13 protein-coding genes and 1 tRNA gene are annotated in these 17,145 nt (G+C 61.8%); 6 read left to right on the plus strand and 8 right to left on the minus strand.

Going from position 1 to position 17,145, the window contains the following annotated elements; translation table 11 throughout:
• Nucleotides 1–173 precede the first annotated feature (173 nt).
• The 3 genes from BEN48_RS00650 to arsS all read left to right on the plus strand — a co-directional run bounded on the left by BEN48_RS00650 (nucleotide 174) and on the right by arsS (nucleotide 3,162).
• The gene (locus BEN48_RS00650; RefSeq protein ID WP_070731943.1) at nucleotides 174–686 is read left to right on the plus strand and encodes an acyl-CoA thioesterase; all 513 of its coding nucleotides are present in this window, start codon (nucleotides 174–176) and stop codon (nucleotides 684–686) included.
• Between the two features lie 322 nt (nucleotides 687–1,008).
• Nucleotides 1,009–2,058, plus strand: coding sequence for a methyltransferase domain-containing protein (locus BEN48_RS00655; protein ID WP_070731944.1), 1,050 nt, complete (start codon nucleotides 1,009–1,011; stop codon nucleotides 2,056–2,058).
• A gap of 57 nt (nucleotides 2,059–2,115) precedes the next feature.
• On the plus strand, nucleotides 2,116–3,162 hold the full coding sequence (gene arsS, locus BEN48_RS00660; protein ID WP_070732128.1) for an arsenosugar biosynthesis radical SAM (seleno)protein ArsS: 1,047 nt from the start codon (nucleotides 2,116–2,118) through the stop codon (nucleotides 3,160–3,162).
• Nucleotides 3,163–3,243: 81 nt separating this feature from the next.
• On the opposite strand, the gene BEN48_RS00665 is transcribed toward arsS, so the two are convergent.
• The 5 genes from BEN48_RS00665 to BEN48_RS00685 all read right to left on the minus strand — a co-directional run bounded on the left by BEN48_RS00665 (nucleotide 3,244) and on the right by BEN48_RS00685 (nucleotide 11,762).
• Nucleotides 3,244–6,387, minus strand: coding sequence for a TonB-dependent receptor (locus BEN48_RS00665; RefSeq protein WP_070732130.1), 3,144 nt, complete (start codon nucleotides 6,385–6,387; stop codon nucleotides 3,244–3,246).
• 175 nt (nucleotides 6,388–6,562) lie between these two features.
• Entirely contained in the window at nucleotides 6,563–7,678 is a 1,116-nt protein-coding gene (locus BEN48_RS00670; protein ID WP_070731946.1) for an inorganic phosphate transporter, read from the minus strand.
• Nucleotides 7,679–7,842: 164 nt separating this feature from the next.
• On the minus strand, nucleotides 7,843–9,699 hold the full coding sequence (locus tag BEN48_RS00675; RefSeq protein WP_070731948.1) for a M1 family metallopeptidase: 1,857 nt from the start codon (nucleotides 9,697–9,699) through the stop codon (nucleotides 7,843–7,845).
• A gap of 189 nt (nucleotides 9,700–9,888) precedes the next feature.
• The gene (locus tag BEN48_RS00680) at nucleotides 9,889–11,184 is read right to left on the minus strand and encodes a T9SS type B sorting domain-containing protein (protein WP_070731951.1); all 1,296 of its coding nucleotides are present in this window, start codon (nucleotides 11,182–11,184) and stop codon (nucleotides 9,889–9,891) included.
• A complete protein-coding gene (locus tag BEN48_RS00685; protein ID WP_070731953.1) occupies nucleotides 11,178–11,762 on the minus strand; it encodes a hypothetical protein in 585 nt (194 codons plus the stop codon). The genes BEN48_RS00680 and BEN48_RS00685 overlap by 7 nt, the downstream gene beginning before the upstream one ends.
• A 364-nt stretch (nucleotides 11,763–12,126) precedes the next feature.
• Here BEN48_RS00685 and BEN48_RS00690 point away from each other — a divergent pair, with 364 nt between their 5' ends.
• A complete protein-coding gene (locus BEN48_RS00690) occupies nucleotides 12,127–12,705 on the plus strand; it encodes a type 1 glutamine amidotransferase domain-containing protein (RefSeq protein WP_070731955.1) in 579 nt (192 codons plus the stop codon).
• Between the two features lie 148 nt (nucleotides 12,706–12,853).
• Here BEN48_RS00690 and BEN48_RS00695 read toward each other — a convergent pair whose 3' ends face one another.
• From BEN48_RS00695 to BEN48_RS00705, 3 genes are all read right to left on the minus strand, one after another.
• Complete coding sequence (locus BEN48_RS00695) at nucleotides 12,854–14,032, minus strand: alpha/beta hydrolase family protein (protein WP_070731957.1); 1,179 nt, start codon at nucleotides 14,030–14,032, stop codon at nucleotides 12,854–12,856.
• A gap of 221 nt (nucleotides 14,033–14,253) precedes the next feature.
• Nucleotides 14,254–14,757: a DUF6992 family protein gene (locus tag BEN48_RS00700; RefSeq protein WP_070731959.1), complete on the minus strand. Its 504-nt coding sequence runs from the start codon at nucleotides 14,755–14,757 to the stop codon at nucleotides 14,254–14,256.
• A 269-nt stretch (nucleotides 14,758–15,026) separates the two neighbouring features.
• Entirely contained in the window at nucleotides 15,027–15,716 is a 690-nt protein-coding gene (locus BEN48_RS00705) for a porin family protein (RefSeq protein WP_070731961.1), read from the minus strand.
• A 194-nt stretch (nucleotides 15,717–15,910) separates the two neighbouring features.
• On the opposite strand from BEN48_RS00705, the gene BEN48_RS00710 reads away from it, so the two are divergent.
• Both BEN48_RS00710 and BEN48_RS00715 read left to right on the plus strand, forming a co-directional pair.
• Nucleotides 15,911–15,985, plus strand: a tRNA-Val gene (locus BEN48_RS00710).
• Between the two features lie 150 nt (nucleotides 15,986–16,135).
• Nucleotides 16,136–17,122: a histone deacetylase family protein gene (locus tag BEN48_RS00715; RefSeq protein WP_083320625.1), complete on the plus strand. Its 987-nt coding sequence runs from the start codon at nucleotides 16,136–16,138 to the stop codon at nucleotides 17,120–17,122.
• Nucleotides 17,123–17,145: the final 23 nt, after the last annotated feature.

Genomic DNA, 17,145 nt, shown 5'->3' on the forward strand with positions numbered 1-17,145 from the left:
GCCTACACTCCAGCATCGACTATCAGACGCCCTATCACACTCATCAACAGCTTCTTCAAACTAACGCCCTAAACTGTCCAGCGTAATTGGACCACCTCAAGGTTCCCCGCGTGCGGCGTTTGGCATCACTAACGATTCCCGACCTTTGCGCTCCGCTACATTCCTGAAATCACATGTCCGCTCTCATCAAAACGCCCGAAACCACCCGCCGCATCTATTTTCAGGATTGCGACATGCTGGGGCACCTCAACAATTCCCGCTACCTCGACTATTTCCTTAATGCCCGCGAAGACCATACCACGGCGCATTATTCGCTGAACATGGGCGAGCTGGCCCGCGAGCAAAGTGCGGCCTGGGTAGTCACCAAGCACCACATCAGCTACCTGAAGCCCGCGCGGCAGGGGACGGAAGTGCGCATTTCCAGCCAGCTTATCCATTTTGACAACTCCAACCTGGTGGTGGAAATGCAGATGCGCGACGAAACCGGCACGCGCCTGCTGGCCCTGCTGTGGTCGGAGCTGACCTTTGTGACCATGCCCGCCGGCACCCGCACCGACCACGCCAACGCCATGATGGACCTGCTGGAGGAGTTGGATGTAGATGGCGTGGACTACGACCCCGACGGCTTTGACGAACGAGTAAAGACTGTGCGGCAGCAGCTCAAGGCCCTGCGCCGCGAATCGTAGCTTGTGAATTACGCGTTGCCTTGGCTCGGTGTTCCAAGCTGCATTGGCCTGGGTATTTGTTTATAAATCAGGTTATTTCGTTGCTGTACAGTTTTGCAGCAGCAGCAGTAGCCGGCAGGCGGGCGGGGTAGAAGCGGGCGCTCGTGGCCGGGGCGGCAATCCGCTGCCACATAATGGTCGTAACTTTCGCTGGGCAGTGCGGCATTGGGCTTCTGCTGGCCGTGAGGGCAGTTGAAACCCGTGCGGTAGCGCTTCCTTAGAAACTATTCGCCCGTTCCCGCGCTTACCAGCGCATTCCCCATTCTATTCGATTTCCTCTCTCATGGAGCAAAACATTCAGCAGCAGGTACAGGACTACTACGGCCGCGAACTAAACACCAGCCAGGACCTGAAAACCAACGCCTGCTGCACCGACGATATTCCCACCGCTCACAAGCGCATTCTGGCCACGCTGGAGTCGGAAGTACTGGAGAAGTACTATGGCTGCGGTGTGTGCGTGCCCTCGGCCGTGGAAGGTCTCACGGTGCTGGACCTGGGCTCGGGCTCGGGCCGCGACGTGTACTTGCTCTCGAAGCTGGTGGGGGAGCAGGGCCACGTAATCGGGGTGGACATGACGGAGGAGCAGCTGGCCGTGGCCAACCGCAACATTGCCGCCCACACCACCAAGTTCGGCTACGCCAAACCCAACGTGGAGTTCCGCCACGGTTACATCGAAGACCTGGCCTCCGCCGGCATTGAGGACAACAGCGTGGACTTGGTGGTGAGCAACTGCGTACTCAACCTGAGCACCGACAAAGCTGCCACCTACCGCGAAATTTTCCGGGTGCTGAAGCCTGGCGGCGAGCTGTTCATTGCCGACGTATTTGCCGACCGCCGCATTTCCGAGAGCCTGCGCCAGGACCCCGTGCTCTACGGCGAGTGCCTGAGTGGCGCCCTCTACACCGAGGACTTCCGCCGCCTGCTGCGCGAGCTGGGCATCAACGACTACCGCCTCATGAGCCAGCGCCGCCTCACCATTGATAACGAGGAGATTGAGCGCAAAGTGGGCAACATCAAGTTCTACTCGCTCACGGTGCGGGCCTTTAAGCTCGCTTTGGAGGACCAATGCGAGGACTACGGCCAGGTGGCTACCTACCTGGGCACCCTGCCCGACGAGCCCAACGGCTTCACCCTCGACGACCACCACCACTTCGAAACCGGCCGCCCCATGCTGGTGTGCGGCAACACCGCCGACATGCTCGCCCTCACCCGCTTCGGTGCCCACTTCCGCCTCGACGGCGCCAAGGACCGGCATTTTGGGTTGTTCCCCTGTGGGCCGGTAGCTACCACGGCCAGCAACAGTTCAGACGACACTACCGGCAGCTGCTGCTAAGCCGGCCGTGGCCTGCAGCATGTTGCCCTTCTAACTTTTTCTCTTCCCGAGTCCATGATTAAGTCCCTCAAGGCCACCGGCAACCAACTGGCCGACTCTGCCTTCCAGCTCACCGTGCTCAGCCGGGAGGTGGCCGATACCCAACACCAGCCGCGCTTTCACGAGCAGCTGCGGGGTATTGGGTTTTTTCCGCTGAAGCCCGTGGCTCCTGCAGTGATGCAAATCAACGTGGGTAAGATGTGCAACCAGGTGTGCAACCATTGCCATGTGGATGCCGGCCCCGACCGTAAGGAAATCATGACCCGCGAAACGATGCAGCTCTGCCTCGATGCGCTGGCTAAAACCGACATTGGCACGGTGGACCTCACCGGCGGCGCCCCGGAAATGAACCCCGATTTCCGCTGGTTTGTGGAGCAAATCAGCCTGTTGGGGCGCAAGGTGCTGGTGCGCTGCAACCTCACCATCATCGTGGCCAACAAGAAGTACCACAGCCTGCCCGAGTTCTTCAAGCTGCACGGCGTGGAAGTAGTGAGCTCGCTGCCCTGCTATACCGCCGAAAACACCGACAAGCAGCGCGGCGACGGCGTGTTTGAGGACTCTATCAAAGCCCTGAAAATGCTCAACGCCGTGGGCTACGGCCAGGAAGGCTCGGGCCTGGTGCTGAACTTGGTGTTCAACCCCGTTGGCGCATCATTGCCTGGCCCCCAGGCTGGCTTGCAGGCCGATTACAAAAAGGCCCTGGCCCGCGATTTCGGCATCGTGTTCAACGAGCTCTACGCCATCACCAACCTGCCCGTGAGCCGCTACCTCGACTACCTCATCGAGTCGGGCCAGTACGCAGGCTACATGGAAAAGCTGGTGAACGCCTTCAACCCGGCGGCAGCGGCCAGTGTAATGTGCCGCGACACCATTTCGGTGAGCTGGGACGGCGGCCTTTACGACTGCGACTTCAACCAGATGCTGGACCTGCACGTGGCCAGCCCCGTGCGCCACATCCGCGACTTCGACGCCAACGCCCTCGCCGGGCGCGCCATTGTGGTGAACCAGCATTGCTACGGCTGCACGGCCGGCGCTGGCTCCAGTTGCGGCGGTACCGTGGCATAAACCACCAGCTGCTTTAATCGGTACAAAAAAGGCCGACCAGTTCTACTGGTCGGCCTTTCTGTTTTGAGGGTGACGGCTGTGCTAGTTGAACGAGTACCGCAGGCCCAGCTGCCCCTGCCAGCGCGAGTTGATGGGGTCAATTTGCCAGGGCGTGCTGGTGGGCTGTTTGAATTGATACACTGGCTGGTTGTTCTCGATACGCAGAAAATTGAGCAACGCGTAGCCCGAGTTATTGATGTTCGGCACGAAGTACTGGCGGCCCCAGTCGTTGCTCAGCAGGTTGCCCAGGTTGAGTACGTCAAGGGTGATTTCCAGGCGCTGGGTGCCGGCCTGGGTGAGGGGCAGCTTGGCGGTGAGGCGCAGGTCGAGCTGCTGGACCCAAGGCGTGCGGGCCGCGTTGCGCTCGGCGTAGCTGCCGCGGCGGCCCGACAGGTAGGGGCTGTTTTGGATGTACTGGTCGAGTTGGTCGTACTGCTGCGCTGCTGACACCGGCGCGGCCCCCGTGATAGGCGCCAGCACAATTTCCTCACGGCTGCGGGGAATGTAGAGCAGGTCGTTTTTGGCCGAGCCGTCGCGGTTTATATCGCCTTCATAAACAAACGAGAACGGGCTACCCGAGCGCGCGATGTACACCAGGCTGGCCCCGAGGTTTACCCTCCGCACGTTCAGATTATAGTACACGTTGCCGATGAACTTGTGGCGCAGGTCGAAGTTGGAATAAGCCAGGGCGGGCGAGTTGGCCACCAGCGACTGGTTCCATTCGTAGTTGGCGGCCGGCGACACGCGCACGCCGTTCACAATGTCCTTGCTCTGGCCGTAGCTGTAGCCGGCGTAGGCTTCCAGGTGGTTCTGGATGCGCTTGCTGAGCGTGAAGGTGGCGTTGTAGTTGTAGCCCTGGTTGGTGTTGCGCATCACAAACACGTTGGTAAACGCGGGGTCGATTTTGGCCGCGCTGCCGGTGTTGGTGAAGTAGGGCCGGTTGTCGGCGCCGGCGAAGGTGGATTTCGCGTCCTTGAAATTGATGGACTGAAACAGCATGCCCGTCACCACTTTCGAGTACAGGCCCTCGGCCGTGAAGGTGAAGTCATGCGGCAGCTTCACGTCGATGGCCAGCGTGGACTTCCAGTCGCGCGGCAGCTTGAAATCGTTGTCAATCAGGTTGATTTCGGCAATGCCGGGCTGCACGGATTGCAGCGCCGACAAGTCCTCGGCAATGGGCAGGGCGCCGGTAGGGCGATAGTCGATGTTGTTGTAGCGGTTGCCCGAGATGTAGTGCGCGTAGGCGTACCACACAAACGGAATGCGACCCGTGAACAGCCCCGAGCCCCCGCGCACCTGCACGGTGTTGGCCTCGTTGAGCTGGTAGTTGAAGCTGAGGCGGGGGTTGAACTGCGGCACACCGCCAAACTTGTTCTGGTACTGCGCAAACTCCGGGTTTTTGGCCACGGCCGGGTTCACGGGCACCTTGTCGGGGTGCAGCTGCATGTCGAGGCGCAGGCCCAGCTGCACGCTCAGGCGGTCCGTTGCGCGGTAGTCGTCCTGGGCGTAGGCACTGAGCAGCATCACCCGGTAATCGGCCGAGGGCTGGGTTTTGTTGAAGGCCGCGGCGTTGTTTTCGGTGTTGTACACGCCGCGCACGCGGGTGGGGCGGTTGGCCAGAAAGGCATCCACCGAGGGGTACTGCCAGCGGCCATTAAAGGCCGTCAGAAAGCGGTATTCGATGTTGTTCAGCTCGTTGGAAGTGCCGAAAGTGAAGGTGTGCTTGTCCTTGAAAACCGTCAGGTTGTCGGTTAGCTGCGTGGTGCTCACGCTGGAGCCGTAAATGGCCGCCTCGCGGTAGGTGCCCGCGTAAATAATAGTGGAGGCGTTGTAGCTGATTTCGAGGTGCGGAAACAGGCGGTTCTGGTAGCTGCGGTCTTCGTTTACGGTGTTGAAACCGGCAATCAGCTGGTTGGAAACCCTGCTGTTGAACGTGCTTTTCAGCTCGGCCACCAGGCTGTTGGTCTGGCTGTTGTGCCGGAAGCCCTGGTTGCCGTAGTTCAGCACCGTGGGCGAGCGTTCGAGGTTGTCGGCGAAGCCGGCCACGTAGTTGTCGCGCAGCGTGAGGCGGTGCTTGTCGGAGATATTGTAATCGAAGCGCAGCAAAAACTTGTCGCTGTTGCGCTTGATGGACGCGCTGCCAAACGTGCCGGGGTCGTAGCCATACTGCGCCTTCAAAAAGTCGCTTACCTGCTGGGCTACCTCCAGCGGCACGCCGGCGCCGGGCGTGCCGGGCGCGAAAGACACCGGCTCTTCGCGGCGCTGCAGCTCGTAGTTGCCGAAGAAAAACAGCTTGTTTTTGATGATGGGCCCGCCTAGGCTGGCGCCCGACTGGATGTCGTAATATTTATCGATGGGCGTGCGCAGGCCGTCCACGCTCCGGCCCGTGAGCACCTGGTTGCGGCCGTAGCTGTACACGCTGCCGGCAAAACGGTTGGTGCCGCTCTTGGTCACGGCGTTGATGTTGGCCCCGGTGAAGTTGCCCAGCGTGACGTTAAAGGGCGAAAGCACCACCGAAATCTCGTCGATGGCATCGAGCGAAATGGGCTGGGTGCCGGCCAGCGCGCCGGGCGTGCCCGCGGCCACTGAGCCCGCCGCGCCGCTGGCCGGCTCCTGAAACCCGAGCACGTCGTTGGTGGCCATGCCGTCGATGCTCAGGTTGTTGAAGCGGTAGTTCGAGCCGCCGAAGGAGTTCTTGTTGCCCTGCGGCATCAGCTTGGTCAGGTCACCGAGGCTGCGGTTCACGGTGGGCGTGTTCTGGATGGCCGTCTGCCCCAGGTGGTAGGCCTGGCCGTTTTTGTCGGTCGTGAAGGGGTCGCTCTTGTTGGCCGTAACCTGCACGCCGGCCAGCTCGGTGCTGGTTTCCTGTAGTGTGAACGTCTGGCGCGTCACTTTGCCCAGGCTCAGGTACAGGTCCGTTTTGGTTTCGGTGGTGTAGCCCACAAAGCTCACCTGCACCTGGTAGGGGCCGCCGGGCTTGAGGTTGTTGAGCAGGAACTTGCCGCTGGGGTCCGACTGCGTGCCGCTGCGGGTGCCCGTAGGCACGTGCGTCAGCACCACCGTAGCCCCGGGAATGCCGGCGCCGTCCCGGCCCTCAATCTGGCCCTCAAAAGCGCTGGTCGTGAGCTGGGCAAAAGTTAGCAGCGGTAGAAATGTGGCTAACAGGAGAAATAGGAGTTTCTTCACGTAAAGAGGGTAAATGGGGGGCATTGGAGTAAGGCGGACCGTCATGCTGAGCGGAGTCGAAGCATCTCTACCGCTTCGTTGAATCGGCATTGATTACTACTGCGGTAGAGATGCTTCGACAAGCGGACGCCAGATGAGCATGACGTTCTCGTGGCGTTATTTTGCGAAAGAGGCATCACCGGCCCAGCGTGTGAAAGGCGTAGTAGAAGCCCGCGCTCAGTAGCGCGGCCACGGGCAGCGTGAGCAGCCACGACAACCCGATTTTGGCAATCTCCCGGGAGTTGGCCGTGCCATTTACCAGCCCAATGCCGTAGATGCTGCCCACCGATACGTGCGTGGTGGACACCGGCAGGCCGAACTTGCTGGCCGCGATTACCAGCAGGCTCGTTATCAAGTTGGCCGTAAAACCCTGGCCGTGGTTGAGCTTCGATATCTTCTTGCTCATGGTGTCGGCCACTTTGCGCGCATTCAGCAAGCCACCAATAGCCATGGCCACGGCCAGCACGAGCACATTGACGGGCATGGCGAAGAACTTGCACAGCAGCAGCAGTCCCACCAGCTTGGGCGTGTCGTTGAGGCCGCGGGCAAAGCTCATGGCCGCGGCGCTGCCGTAGTGCAGGTTGTTGATGAGCGGCTGAAAGTGCAGGCCGATGAACGTGCCCTGGTAGAGGTTCTGGCACTCGGCCTGGGTGCCGGTGCCAGCCTGCAGCGTGGGCAGCGCCGTGAAAGCCATGGTAGGCGCGGCGGCGGCCGGCACCCAGGTGTCGCCCACGCACACGCACGATTCTTCGGTGATGCCTGCCGCCCGTCTGCCTTGCCGAAATAGCACATACACCAAGCTGCCCAGAACCACGGCCAGCACCGGCCCCAGAATGAGCGGTAGAAAGAAGCTGACCCCCAGCTTGGCAAAGTTCACCGCGGTGCCCACTGCCACCAGCCCGGCACCCACCAACGCGCCCACCAGCCCGTGGGTGGTAGAAATGGGAAAGCCAAACCGCGTGGCCAGCAGCACCGTAACGCCCGCCGCCAGCGCCACCGACAGCGTAAAATCGACCGACTGAATAATATCATCGGGCACCAGCCCTTTGCCCGAGAAGTTTTTAATCAGTTCCTCCGCAAAAAAATACGAGCAGATGGAGCCGGCAAACGTGGCCACGGTGGCCAGTATCAGAGCCGGACGGTAGGCCATCGTGCCGCTGCCCCACAGCGTGGCCACGCCCTTAAAGTTGTCGTTGGCCCCGTTGGAGTACGTGAGCAGCAGGACCGCCAGAAACAGAAAAAGTAACAGCATGGGGAGCGGGCAATACTGAAAAGCCTAAGCAAAAGCCCCACGCCAGATGCCAGCGTGGGGCTTTTGGGGCAATTTACGGCTGTTTTCAGGGCGGTGGTTTCACCGGGAGAAGAAATAGTTTCTTGTGGGGCAATGCGTGGGGAGTATCGGGGCCGGCGCGGCGCTTAGCGCTGCGTCCAGGTGTTGTCCTGCTCGGTGGCATCCATGAAAACGCCCTGCTGCAAGCTCACGGACTTCACGGCTTTGGGCACGCTGATGACGGCCTGCTTCTGGTTGGCCTGCCAGATGGCGGGCGACTGGTGCAGGGTGGCTTTGGTGCCGTCGGTGTACTCCACGGCTACATCGAAGGGAATGACAAAGCCACCGATGTTCTGCACCGTGATGGTGCTCCCGCTGGCCGATACGGCCAGGTCGATGTAGTTATTGGTAAAGAACCAGTTCTGGAAAAACCAGTTCAGGTTCTGGCCCGAAGTGGTGCTGAAAGAGTTGAAAAAATCCCAGGGAATGGGGTGTTTGCCGTGCCAGTCGGCCATGAACGCGTGCAAGGATTTCTTGAACTGCGCATCGCCGAGCATGTCTTTCAGGGCGAAGTAGCTCAGTGAGGGCTTGCCGTAGGCGTTGTTGCCGTAGCCGGCGCGCAGTTCGCTGCTGGGCGTGATAATGGGCAGGTCCTGGGCTGAGTTGCGGTCGTTTATCCAGCGGCTGACGCGGAATTTCTTGTGAAATTCATCGGCGTAGGCTGCGCCGTTCTGGCTGGTGTTGATAAGGCGCTCAAATGTGGTGGCCCAGCCCTCGTCCATGTAAGCAAACCGGCTTTCGTTGATGCCCATGTAGAAGGGGAAGTAAGTGTGCACGATTTCGTGGTCCTGCACAAACTGGCCGAATTTGGGGTCTTCCTGCGGGCTGTCGTTCAGCATCATGGGGTATTCCATGTCGGCAAAACCTTGGAAAGCCGTCATTTTGGGGAAGGGATACGCCACGCCGGGCCAGTTTTTGGGGTCCGAAAACCAGCCCAACGCGTACTGCCCAAACTTCACCGACTGGTGGAAATTGGCGGTAGAGTCGGCAAAGGCGGCCTGCATGCTGGCGCGGCGCTTGGTGCGGGCATCCACCACCACGCTGGCCGCGTCCCACACGTAGCCGCTGCTCAGGCCCACCGTCACGTCGGAAATGTCGTTGGCGGTCCATACCCAGGTGTTGGTGGGGTTTTGGGCGGTGATTGACTTTTTGGCCAGGTCGGCGGCGGTGGCCACGTGAATGACTTTGTCGCTGGTGAAGGACTGCTTCAGGCGCTTGGCTGCCGCCTTCTGCAGCACCTGGTCGGGGTTTTGGAGGGTGCCGGTGGCCCACACAATGTAGTTGGCGGGCACCTGCACGCTCAGCCGGTAGTCGTTGAAATCGTTGTAAAACTCCTTGCTGTCCACAAACGGCAGCCGGTCCCAGCCGGCGTAGTCGTCGTACACGGCCACGCGGGGGTAGAAGTAGGCCAGGAAAAAGGTGTTGGGGTCGATAACGCCCTCGCGGCCGCTTTCCAGCGAAAGCGGAAAGTGCCAGGCAATGGTGAATTTGACGGAGTCGCGGGGTGCCAAAGGCTTGCCCAGGGGCAGGCTGCGGGCCGTGCCGCCATCGGCAAAAGGCGCGGGCAGGCCCTGGCCGTTCACCTCAAACGTGTCGATGACGAGGCCCGAAGTGAGGTAGTCGGGGTTGGCGTCGGCATCGCGGGCCGCACCGGGCCGGTGAATGTTCATGGCCAAGCGCATCACCACTTGCCGCAGCGTGTCGGGGCTGTTGTTGAAGTAGGTAATGGTTTCGCGGCCGCGAATGTCGCGGGCGGGCGGCGCGGCCTGCACCGTGATGTCGTAGCGGGCGCGGTTTTGCCAATATTTGGCGCTGGGGCGGCCGTCAGGGCTGCGGGTGCCTTTATCGTAGGCCCGCTGAATGTCGCGGGGCATGTAAAGCGTTTGGGCCGCGGCCGGGCACAGCGTGCCGGCAAGCAGGAAGGCAAGGAAAATTCGAACCATAAAAAAACAGACGGCGGGAAAACGAGAGGTGTTGCAGTTAAGGCAAGCAAAAGTAGCCCGACGCCACTGGCCACCGCAACGCGGCAGCATCTTCGCACCTCGGCTCCGAGCAACTGCCGCGAGCGGCACCACCGACATTCAACAACACGTTGCGACTATGCATCCGTGGGCTGATTCTATCCTGCGACTTTAGGGCTTCACCTCCACCCAGCCCTTAAACCTGCGGCCGTCGGTGTAGCGCACCAGATAGAAGTAGCTGCCGGCCAGGCCCGCACCGCCCCACCGGAAATTGCGGTCGGGCGACTGGTACACCACCTGTCCCCAGCGGGAGTAGATGGTGATGCCGGCGAAGCTGCGCCCGCAGAAATCGGCCGGCAGGTCGGGCATGCTGAGGAAGTCGTTCTTGGCATCGCCGTTGGGCGTGATGATGTTGGGCGGGCGGAAAGCAACCGAATCCTTTTCGGGCACCAGCTCAAACCGCACCACCCGCTCCTTTGGAATGGGCACGCAGGGGCCGGTTTCAGTGAGCCGGAAGCGCACGGTGAGCGACGTGACGGTACTGCTGCCGGCGTCGCAGTTGGGGTCCCAGGTGAAGAGGCCGGTGGCCTCGCCGGGGCCATTCTGGGCGGTGAAGCGCATGCCCCGGGCCGCCAGGTCGAAGCCGTCGCCGGTGGCGGTCAGGACCAGGGCGTTGCGGTCGGCGTCGGTGCCCAGCAGGGTGGCACTGTAGCGGCTGCCCAGCGCCACGCGCACTACGGCCGGCGGCGCAGTGGGCTGGGCCGGCTCGGGCGGGAAGGTGCTGGTGAGCCGGGGTGCGGCATTGGGCGCTATCGTGGCCGTGAACGCCACGCGCAGGGTATCGCGCCGGGGCAGGCTGCAGCCGTTGTCGGCCACAATCAGGTCGAGCAGGTACACTTTGCCCTGGCTGTCGATGCACTCGGGGAAGCACAGGGTGGTGGTGAGGGTGTCGGGGGCGCCGGCGGCGCGCACGGTGCCGGTGCGGCTGGTGGTGAAGAGCGGCGCGGGCCCGGTGAAATTCACCGGGCGGCTGCTCAGGGTGAGCACCGAGTTGGGGTCGGGGTCGGTGTAGCGAATGGTGAGGCAGCGGTTGCCGCCCGGCACCAGGCGCAGGGTGTCCTGGCCGGGGCGGAACAGGGCCGGGCTGCCCGTGGCCTGCGCCTGCAGGCGCGGTGCGGCGTTGGTGGGGCAGTTCAGCACAAACAGCTGAAAGTCGCGCCGCGTCTCGCCTATTTTCACGCCGCGCCGGTACTCCGAGCAGCGCACGCCAAATACGTACAGCCCCAGGCTGGCCGGCCGCACCGTGAGGCGACCGGTGCGGGCGTCGATGCCCAGGGCGGGGCTGCCGGGAATCTGGTTGGCGGCGCTCCGACCCGCGCTCCACTGAATGAGGGGGTAGGGCGCGCTGCCGGCCTGCGCCACCGACGGCATGTTCGACGAGGTGAAGCCGTTAAGGGGCGTCACCATGTCGTAGGCCAGGGAATCCTGGTCGGGGTCCTGGCCCCCAAATCGTAGTAGAACAGCTCGCCGCGGCAGGCGTAGTCGCCCAGCGGCGGAAAGATGCGCGGCGTGGAATCAATAAACGCGGCCCCGTTGCGCACCACCGCCGGAAACTCCAGGTAAAACGCCTGGGCGGCCCCGGCAGGGTTCACAATGTTGCTGATGGTGACGTTGCGGCAGCAGCGCTCCACGGCCACGTAGTAGCCCGCGGGGTTGTTGTACAGGGCCGGGTCGAGGGTAATGTCGCGGGTGTACACCAGCTTGCGCGTGCTGAGCGAGCCCACGGCGCAGGCCGGGCTGGTATAGTTTACGAAGGTATTGGCGGCCAGCACCAGCACCACGTCGGTAATGCGCTGGTTGGTGGCTTTGGAGAAAATGCTGGCCGTGAGCTGCGGGTCTAGGGCACCGGGGGAGCCGTTGATGGCGTCGAAATACAGGTTGAGGCTGAGCGTGTAGGCCGTGCCGGCTTTGTGCTGCAAATCCAGCTCGCCGCCCACAATGTGCGTGGCCGAGGCCGCCAGTGGAGCCACCAGCGCCAAAACCAAAACTAGTAAAAAAGGGCGGCAATCAAGCAGAACCATCCAGCATCGTATCATAGCCAGTAAGATACCCCAAAAAATGAATACACGGCGGCGCTGCGTTCTATTTCAAAGGGAAAAAATGCCAGCCAAGCTGGGCAGATCCGCCCCGTGTGCTCCGGCAGCTACTGGCGGCAGGCAAATGCCAGCAAGCGAACAACGAGCGGCGCGCTGTGGCATTATTTTGCGTAACGGCAACGCACGGGACTGCTAATATTTGCTCCCATTTCACCCCAGTCGTCTTCCGGCGCCGGGCGAACCAAAGGCGCCACGGGGCGTAAAGCAGCTAGCCCGGGCATATCTCCGGCCTTTCCATTACCGCCACCCTCCTATGAGCATCTTCAGCAGCGACAAACTCAAGGGCAAGAAAGTTGCCATCATCGCCACCGACGGATTCGAGCAATCGGAACTCGACGAACCCAAAAAATACCTGGAAGGAGAAGGTGCCGAAACCCACGTCATCTCCCTCAAAAGTGGCTCCATCAAGGGCTGGGACGGTCCCTCCAAGGACTGGGGCAGCAAAGTGAGCGTCGATAAAGTAATCGGCGATGCCAAGCCTGCCGACTACGACGCGCTGGTGCTGCCCGGTGGGCAAATGAACCCCGACATCCTGCGCATGGACAAAGACGTGGTGGCCTTCATCCGCGAATTTGCCCGCTCCAGCAAAGTGGTGGCTGCCATCTGTCACGGTCCCTGGCTGCTCATCGAAGCCGAAGCCGTGCGCGGCAAACGCGTGACCAGCTGGCCCAGCCTGCAAACCGACCTGCGCAACGCCGGCGCCCATTGGGAAGACTCCGAAGTGGTGTGCGACCACGGCCTTATCACCAGCCGCAACCCCCAGGACATTCCCGCCTTCAACAAGAAGATTGTGGAGGAAATGCTGGAACCCCAGCACGGCGGCAACAGCTAGCCCGCCAGCGCCAGCAATGTGCTAACCGCATGCAAACACAAAGCCCCGACTCTATGCAGAGTCGGGGCTTTGTGTTTGAATAGTAGGTGGTCGGTTAACCGAGCCACGCTGGCAACGAGCAGCCCCGTTACCGTTGAGCCACTGTTACTTACTTCTGGCCCAGAATCCAGGTGCGGATATCAGCTGGCGCATCAATCGAAACGGGAGCGGGCGACATGCCCGCCGCGATGGCGCTGGTAAGCTGCAGGGCGTGGTTGAGGCCGGGGTAGTTTTTCTCGGCTACGTGGGGGTTGCCGTGCAGGCCTTTTTTCAGGAGCGAGACGTTCACCAGCGGGTTTACCACGGTGTCGTCGTCGCCTTGCAGCAGCAGCACCGGGCAGCGCACACCGGCCAGGCTGGCCTGCGGGTCGAAGGTGAGGTAGCTGCGGTAAGCGGGCGTGGTGAGCAGCTGCACGCTGGCTTGCACATCGGCCGGCGCGATGCCGGGGTAGCGCTGGCGCAGCATATTGGTCAGAATGGCCTGAGCCTGGGCGTTATCAGGCGTTTGGCGTACAATCTCCAGCATGGCGCGCTGGTGCTTGATGAGGCTGGCCTCGTCGCGGCGAATGGCCATTTTCTGCCGCATGCGCTGCTGGTCGAGGTAAGTCTGCACCTGCGCGGTGTTGGAGCCATTGGCGCGCATTTTGGCGGCTTCCTGCTCGGCTGCGGTCAGGTCGCGCTGGTACTGGCGCTGGCGCTGTATGTCGGTCGAGTCGTTGCCCAGAAATTTGCCGTACATCACGGGCTGGGTGGCCAGCACCTCGCGGCCGGGCAGCCCTGCTGCTGCCAGTGCTACCACAAAGGCGGGCGCCAGCGGCTGCGCGCCGGCCAGCAGAGCCACGTTGGCTCCTTCGCCGTGGCCGATGATGCCCAGGCGCGTCACATCAAGCTGCGGCCGGGTGCGCAGGTAGTTGAGGGCGGCAAGGGCATCAGCCGAACGCTCGCTCAGGGTAGTGGTGCTGAACGAGCCTTCCGAGCCGCCCTGGCCGCGCTCCTGCAGGCGCAGCACGGCCATGCCCTGGCTCACGAGGTAGTCGGCGAGGGTGTTGAGCAGCTGGTTATCTGCCGAACGCGGGTTATCGGCATCGGAGCCGCGCTCGGGCAGCAATATCACCGCAGGAAAGGGACCGGGGCCGCTGGGCATCCGGAGCAGCCCGTTGAGCCGCACGCCGCCGGCCGGCGAGGTCAGGGCAACGGTTTCGGTGCGGTCCAGCGGCATGGCTTGCAGCGCAAAGCTGCCGGTGAGCAGGGCGCAGAGAGTAGCGAGGGCGGCGATGAATTGGCGCATGGGCGAAGTAGCGGTCAGGAGTTGTAGCAGTCACCTGATTGCCTAGTCAGGCTAAAAGGACTGCTCAAAATTCCGCGCTTCGGCAGCACCGTTTTGCTTTATAAGTTGAACCCCACTATTTACACGGCTTATGGAGGTATTTGCCAAGCGAACCAATGGGCAGTTTTCTCAAAATGGGCCGGCTTTCCCATTATGGGATGTCAAATTGTAGTTTTACTATTTCAAGTTAACTGCTGCAGCCACGCCTGGCCCTGCCAATGCAGCCACGCCCACATCACGGCATCAAAAGCCAGTAAAAAACCTCCCTGCACCCACAGCGAGCGGCCAAATCCGAGCATTCTTTCGGGCCTGTTCCGGCCGGGGTGCCTGCCCAGGGCGCGCAGGTAAAAACCCGTCATGATGTAGGCTACATCGAGCCCGGCATTTAGTAAAAACAGGTTTTCGTTGAGCAACTGCTCTCTAAACAGGTGGGCCATGCTCAACCCCGCTGGCACCGAAAACCGTAGCTGCAATATGCCCCATCCCGCCAGGACCGCGTTCACCAGCCCCCAGCCCACGTTCATGGCCTGGAAATAATACGGTTCGTAGCGGCGGTCGGCGCGGGCCAGCAGGTAGCCGCCCACCACCAGATTGAGCAGGGCCCAGGCCGCCAGCACCGCCAGGCCCCGGCCCACCACTTGCTCATTGCCCTGAAATATGACTGCAATCTGGGCGGGCGTAAGCATGGGCAACAGGATGTAAGAAGAACTCGGAAAGCAGCAGGATGCGGATGGTATTGCCCAACCTGATGCTGCATGCTTTCGACAATGGATTGCCGCTATGGGCACAAGCCGCCGGCCCTGTATGGGCCTTTTTTCAATACCAGCCCAACCCTTGGAAAGTTTGTAAACAACGTGGCCACCGTGGGCCGCCCGCCCGAACGGGGTGCAGCACGCCCACAAAAAAAGGAGGCTTATGCAGCCTCCTTTTTTGGGAATAAATTGAGCAGCCAGGCTTATTGGGTAAAGCCGATGCCTACGTACAGCTGCACGAGGCTGTTGTACAACTTGCTGTTGGAGAAAGACGGGTTGATGAGGCCGGTCTGGCTGTTGCCATCTTCAAAAAGTTTGCCCAGGCTCAGGTTGTAGCGGGCGCCCAGGCGGGCGGGACCCACGCGGGCTTCCAGACCACCCACGGCCCCATAGTCAAACGAATTGAAGCCGTTGGCGGCGATGTCCAGCGTCTTTTCGTCGCGGCGAATGTTGGTGAGCAGCGACACCTGCGGCCCCACGTGGAAGCTGAGGTTATCGGTGAAGTTGCCCACGTACATCACGGGCAGCATCAGGTAGTCCATGCGGTAGCGCTGGCGGGCCGAAGCGCCGGCACCGGTTCCGGTGTTGGCTTCAAAGCCCTGGCGCGAATACAGCAGCTCGGCTTGAATCGACGAAAACTGGTTGAGACCAAACTGGCCGTAAAGCCCGCCGTGCAAGTCGCTGCGCGACTGGCGCTCAATGCCCGAAATATCGTCGCCGCGCAGGGTGTTGAAGTTATACCCACCTTTGATGCCGAAGCCGGTGTTGCGCGATTCGGTGACGCCGCCGCCGGTGTAGTCCACCGACGATTGGCTACCGCCCGGGCGGGCCTGCGAAAATGCTGCCGTGGAAGAACCTACGGCCAATAGTAAAAACAGAAGAGTCTTTTTCATGGGAGAAAGAAGATGAGGAAAATGAAGCTTAAGGGAGGGTAAGATTACTATTCCCGTTTGCCACTATACTTTACCGGGGGCATAAGGTTGCCGCAGGGCCCCGGCGAAAGCCAAAAAAAGCCGCCACCGCCTGTGCGCCTGCCGCCGTTGCGTGCTACCTTTGGGCGTGCCGCCACGCAGTGCGCAGGCATTCCGGGGTGTTAGCTCAGTTGGTTCAGAGCGCCACCCTGACACGGTGGAGGTCGTTGGTTCGAGCCCAATACGCCTCACGGAAACCCTCATTGCCTAGCGCAGTGGGGGTTTTTTATTGAGCCGCCCTGGGGTTCAGGCGGCCCACAGTTTGGGTGCGCCAGTGGGTTTTGCCGGGCAGTTGTGCACTGCCGGGTAGCCAAATCCCGCGCTTATTTCGTTGCTGCTTTATGCTGCCAATTGCTTTCGCACCCACTTACGCCCACCCGCTGCCAGCCGGCCACCGCTTTCCGATGTTGAAATACGAGCTGCTGCCCGAGCAGCTCCTGCACGAGGGAACGGCCACCAGCGGCGATTTTTTTGTGCCCACGCCGCCGCCCGTGGCCGACGTGCTGCTGGTGCACGCCGCCGACTACTACGAGCGGTTGCGTCTGGGCCAGCTTACTCGGCTGGAGGAGCGCACCACCGGATTTCCGTGGTCGGCCGCGCTGTTTGAGCGCGAAATCACCATCCTGGGCGGTACCATTGAGGCGGCGCGGCTGGCCCTGCAGCACGGCGTGGCCTTCAACATTGCCGGGGGCACGCACCACGCGTTCCGGGCGCGGGGCGAAGGGTTTTGCCTGCTCAACGACCAGGCCGCCGCCGCCATGTGGCTGCTCACGCACATGCCCGCCGTGCGCAAAATCCTCATCGTAGACCTCGACGTGCACCAGGGCAACGGCACAGCGGCCATCTTCCAGCACGAGCCGCGGGTGTTTACCTTTTCCATGCACGGCGCCCGCAACTACCCCGCCCGCAAAGAAGCCTCCGACCTGGACCTGCCCCTGCCCGACGGCACCGACGATGCCCACTACTTGCAGCTGCTGGGCGAAACCCTGCCCCGCCTGCTGGATGAAGTGCAGCCCGATTTCGTGTTTTACCTGGCGGGCGTCGACGTGCTGGCTACCGACAAGCTGGGCCACCTGGGCCTCACCCGCGCCGGCTGCCGCCAGCGCGACGAGATGGTGCTCAGCCTCTGCCACCGCCACCGCCTGCCCGTGGTGGTGTGCATGGGTGGCGGCTATTCCGAGCGCATCCTCGACATTGTGGAAGCCCACGCCAATACTTTCCGCGCGCCGCCGCACTTTATTAATGAGCAGGGGCAGACAATTGCTGGCGCGCGTCTGCGACGCGTTGCCGACTGGTTTCGCGTCTGCGACGCGGGGGCGAACATCTGATAGCGGGTCCTGCCAACGGCCCC

The sequence above is a fragment of the Hymenobacter glacialis genome, from assembly GCF_001816165.1.
In the GTDB taxonomy this organism is placed as follows: domain Bacteria; phylum Bacteroidota; class Bacteroidia; order Cytophagales; family Hymenobacteraceae; genus Hymenobacter; species Hymenobacter glacialis.

Coding starts and splice junctions, on each gene's coding strand:
- BEN48_RS00680 (WP_070731951.1), bottom strand. CDS start 11,184: ATGGTGACGCCCCTTAACGGCTTCACCTCGTCGAACATGCCGTCGGTG.
- BEN48_RS00655 (WP_070731944.1), top strand. CDS start 1,009: ATGGAGCAAAACATTCAGCAGCAGGTACAGGACTACTACGGCCGCGAA.
- BEN48_RS00675 (WP_070731948.1), bottom strand. CDS start 9,699: ATGGTTCGAATTTTCCTTGCCTTCCTGCTTGCCGGCACGCTGTGCCCG.
- BEN48_RS00715 (WP_083320625.1), top strand. CDS start 16,136: ATGCTGCCAATTGCTTTCGCACCCACTTACGCCCACCCGCTGCCAGCC.
- BEN48_RS00705 (WP_070731961.1), bottom strand. CDS start 15,716: ATGAAAAAGACTCTTCTGTTTTTACTATTGGCCGTAGGTTCTTCCACG.
- BEN48_RS00695 (WP_070731957.1), bottom strand. CDS start 14,032: ATGCGCCAATTCATCGCCGCCCTCGCTACTCTCTGCGCCCTGCTCACC.
- BEN48_RS00700 (WP_070731959.1), bottom strand. CDS start 14,757: ATGCTTACGCCCGCCCAGATTGCAGTCATATTTCAGGGCAATGAGCAA.
- BEN48_RS00650 (WP_070731943.1), top strand. CDS start 174: ATGTCCGCTCTCATCAAAACGCCCGAAACCACCCGCCGCATCTATTTT.
- BEN48_RS00670 (WP_070731946.1), bottom strand. CDS start 7,678: ATGCTGTTACTTTTTCTGTTTCTGGCGGTCCTGCTGCTCACGTACTCC.
- BEN48_RS00690 (WP_070731955.1), top strand. CDS start 12,127: ATGAGCATCTTCAGCAGCGACAAACTCAAGGGCAAGAAAGTTGCCATC.